The organism is Psychrobacter sp. (assembly GCF_036731945.1).
Lineage (GTDB): Bacteria > Pseudomonadota > Gammaproteobacteria > Pseudomonadales > Moraxellaceae > Psychrobacter.
The window spans coordinates 1-3887 of record NZ_DAINDI010000019.1 but is presented as its reverse complement, the minus strand read 5'-3'; the positions used below and the strand labels follow the sequence as shown (position 1 = coordinate 3887).

Below are 3887 nucleotides of genomic sequence, written 5' to 3'. Positions count from 1 at the left end.
ACTTGCTTTGCTTCTTCGCGAGTTTTAACGAGCTTCACACCGCCCGCTTTACCACGGCCACCAGCATGAACCTGCGCTTTAATAACCGCAATATCAGTAGGCGTTTTATCAAAAGCAGCAGCAGCTTCGTCGCCATTATGGGCGATGATGCCTTCTTGAATGGGCAAACCGTAGCTTTTCAATAGCTCTTTTGCTTGATACTCATGTAAATTCATTGATTGTATCCTTTATTTTTTACAATTAATAAAAAGTGACAACAAGTGCAAGGCAGAATAATGCTGCCACACTTATGATGGCGGCGACCGTTATCATAATAGTGATAGCGGCCGCACCATCCGGTTAAACTTGATATTTACTCAAATGCTTTCATTTTAAGCAAGTTAATCTTAAGCAATTTAATCTCAAAAACTACTTACGTTTTTTACGCTGAATGGCATGAATCGCACGGCCATCTGCTGATAAAGCAGCTTCATGAACCGCTTCAGAAATGGTTGGATGCGCAAATGTCATCAACTGCAAATCTTCAATACTAGATACAAATTCCATCGCAATCATACCTTGATGGACAATATCGCCCGCACCAGCAGAAATGGCATGCATACCTAACAAACGATCTGTTTTGGCATCAGCAACAACTTTGATAGATCCTTGTGCTTCACTTTGGGCAAGCGCACGGCCGTTCGCTGCTAGGTTAAATGAACCAGTTTTGACTTCATAACCCGCTTCAGTCGCTTCTTGCTCGGTCAAACCAACCCATGCAATTTCTGGATGGGTATAAATGACGTTAATAATGGTGTCATAGTTAACTTGTGCTTTTTCGCCATGAATGCGCTCAACCGCCATCATGCCTTCTTCCATGGCTTTATGCGCAAGCATAGGGCCACGAACCAAGTCACCGATTGCATAAACGCCGTCAAGGTTGGTTTTACACTGGTCATCGACATCGATAAGACCGCGTTCAGTCAAAGTGATACCGCTGTCTTCGCCCAATAGTTTTTCAGAGTAGGCACGGCGACCGACACAAACAATCAGTTTATCAAAGCTTTCATCCGAGGCTTCGCCTTTTGCTTCGCTGGTCACAACAACTTGATCGCCTTTCACTTCAGCATTGGTCACTTTGGTGTCGACGCGAATATCAAGACCTTGCTTTTTCAGCATTTTACCCGCTTCTTTAGCGATGTCTTTGTCAGCAGCAGCTAGGAAACTTGGTAGTGCTTCATAAACCACCACTTCCGCACCCAAGCGGCGCCATACTGAACCTAGCTCGAGACCGATAACACCAGCACCAATGACGCCTAAACGCTTTGGTACTTCGGTGAAATCAAGCGCGCCAGTAGAATCAACAATACGGTCGCCGTCAGTTTTTGCCACAGGAATATCGATAGGCACCGAACCTGCTGCAAGAATGACGTTTTTGGCGGTAATAGTCGTTTCACTTTCGTCTTCTAGAGCGGTAAATTTAACTTTTTTATCCGCGCCTTTCCCATCTTCTAATGTGCCCCAGCCTTGTAGCCAGTCAACGCCATTACCTTTTAACAATGCCGCCACGCCGCCCGTCAATTGCTTAACAATGGCTTCTTTACGACCAATCATTTGCTCGATATCGATAGCAACGTCACCAGTGCTGATACCATGTTCAGCAAGATCATGCTTGGTCGCTTCATAACGGTGTGATGAATCAAGCAAGGCTTTTGATGGGATACAACCGACGTTTAAGCAAGTACCGCCCAGTGCTGGCTCACCTTTATAAACGCGTTTTTCGATACAAGCCACGCTCATACCCAATTGGCCTGCACGAATAGCGGCTTCGTAACCACCAGGACCGCCGCCGATGACGACTAAATCATAATTGTCTTTCATAGTACGTTCCTATTTTTAATTTGGTTCTAATTTATTTCTAAATTTTTTCTAATTCTATGAGGATTTAAATGACTGGTTAGCCTACTGAATGATAAATGATACTTTCATTCTGTCGTTAATACACCACAAAAAAAGTCGCATTTATTTGGCAATAAACCACAATCACCTCGTCCAAAGTGAAAAAGCTTGTATCAGTGGTTACCGATACAAGCTTAAAAGCTTACAGGTCTAGGAGTAGCATGGTTGGATCTTCGACCAACTCTTTGATAGTAACTAAGAACTGTACCGCTTCTTTACCGTCAATCATACGGTGATCATATGATAGTGCTAGGTACATCATTGGTAAAATTTCAACTTTACCGTCGACTGCCATTGGGCGATCGTTGATAGCGTGCATACCTAAGATAGCAGTTTGTGGTGGATTCAAGATAGGCGTTGACATGAGTGAACCAAAGACGCCGCCGTTTGAAATGGTGAACGTACCGCCAGTCATGTCATCAAGACCAAGCTTACCTTGTTGTGCTTTACCACCAAACTCACGAATCTTAGCTTCAACATCAGACATGCTCATGCGGTCGGTATCACGCAATACAGGAACGACCAAACCACGATCTGAAGATACGGCAACACCGATATCATAGTAGCCGTGATAAACGATGTCATCGCCGTCTAGTGACGCGTTAACCGCTGGGAAGCGTTTTAGTGCTTCAGTCGCCGCTTTAATAAACAATGACATAAAGCCTAGACGTACGCCATGACGCTTTTCAAATTGCTCTTTATACTTAGCACGCATATCCATCAACGGTTTCATGTTGACTTCGTTAAACGTGGTTAGCATCGCTGTTTCTTGTGAGGCAGCCAGTAGACGGTTAGCAACTGTCTTACGTAGACGCGTCATTGGTACGCGTTTTTCAGTACGCTCACCGGTTGATTCAGCAACTGGACGACCGCTATCAGACTTGATGGAGCTATCAGCTTTTAGCGTTGGGTTTGCCATGTCGGTTTTGGTTACACGACCACCGCGGCCACTACCTTCGACGTTTTTAGGATCAACGCCAGATTCTTTCGCCGCTTTTCGTACCGCTGGGCTTTGGTCTTTATGATCCGCTTCGTCTTTTTTATCTGTCGCTTGGACTGGCTCACCGCCATCGGTAGCTTGTTTCGGCTGTACTGGCGCTGCTGGTTGATCTGGGTCTACTGCAGGCTCATCAGCACTATCGCTGCTACCACCAGCAGAGCTACCGCTAGCACCAGCTTCAAACTCGGCGATTAGCTCGTCTGACAAAATCGTATCGTCAACTTGCTTAACGATTTTGGTAACCACACCGTTATCAGGTGCAACCACTTCTAATACCACTTTATCAGTTTCAATTTCAGCCAATAAGTCGTCGCGGCTAACTTCTTGACCTTCAGTGACATGCCATTCCACGAGGGTGCCATCGGCAACCGATTCTGGAAAAACGGGGGCTTTAATTTCAGCCATCGATATACTCCTTAGATATTGATATTACTCTTTATTATTAAGTCGTGATAGGCAGTCAATACCATTCTCAATCGTCTTACTTTAATGGTAATAGCGGTACGGACTGTTATCGCCTGATTCGTGTATCTTATATAATCTGTTGCTTAAGCCAACTACTATTTAGATAGCTCATCCACACTGATACCAAGACCACCAGCAATGAGTGCTTGCTGCTGCTGAACATGTAGTTTTGGAGATCCTGTCGCTGGCGCCGCACTAGCAGGACGCGCAACTGGCTCCATAACTTTTGCCTTGGTTGGATGCGGTACAACAATGCGGAACATATGCGGCGCTAAATAGTACCAAGCACCTTGGTTAAGTGGCTCCTCTTGCGTCCAAACTATCTCAGCTAAGTTACTATATTTTTCAATCTCAGCAATCAAACGCTCTTCTGGTAATGGGTATAGCTGCTCGATACGCACAATCGCTACGTGATCTAAACCTAGCGCACGGCGTTGTTCTAATAAGTCATAGTAAACTTTACCGCCGCACAGCACCATACGCG

At 45.2% G+C, this 3887-nt stretch carries 2 protein-coding genes and 2 pseudogenes; all 4 read right to left on the bottom strand.

What is annotated here, in order from left to right; all coding sequences use genetic code 11:
• Window positions 1-215, bottom strand: a pseudogene (locus V7D75_RS05480) (ATP-grasp domain-containing protein); the annotation flags it as partial.
• Window positions 216-408: 193 nt separating this feature from the next.
• The gene (gene lpdA, locus V7D75_RS05475) at window positions 409-1860 is read right to left on the bottom strand and encodes a dihydrolipoyl dehydrogenase (protein ID WP_333613738.1); all 1452 of its coding nucleotides are present in this window, start codon (window positions 1858-1860) and stop codon (window positions 409-411) included.
• 220 nt (window positions 1861-2080) lie between these two features.
• Window positions 2081-3343 carry a 2-oxoglutarate dehydrogenase complex dihydrolipoyllysine-residue succinyltransferase gene (gene odhB, locus V7D75_RS05470; RefSeq protein ID WP_068407829.1) on the bottom strand — a complete coding sequence of 421 codons (1263 nt, stop codon included), beginning with the start codon at window positions 3341-3343 and terminating at the stop codon, window positions 2081-2083.
• Between the two features lie 155 nt (window positions 3344-3498).
• Window positions 3499-3887: pseudogene (locus V7D75_RS05465) on the bottom strand (2-oxoglutarate dehydrogenase E1 component); the annotation flags it as partial.

What these genes read in the sequence shown, in the direction of transcription:
- odhB (WP_068407829.1), bottom strand. Translation starts at nt 3,343, where the DNA reads ATGGCTGAAATTAAAGCCCCCGTTTTTCCAGAATCGGTTGCCGATGGC.
- lpdA (WP_333613738.1), bottom strand. Translation starts at nt 1,860, where the DNA reads ATGAAAGACAATTATGATTTAGTCGTCATCGGCGGCGGTCCTGGTGGT.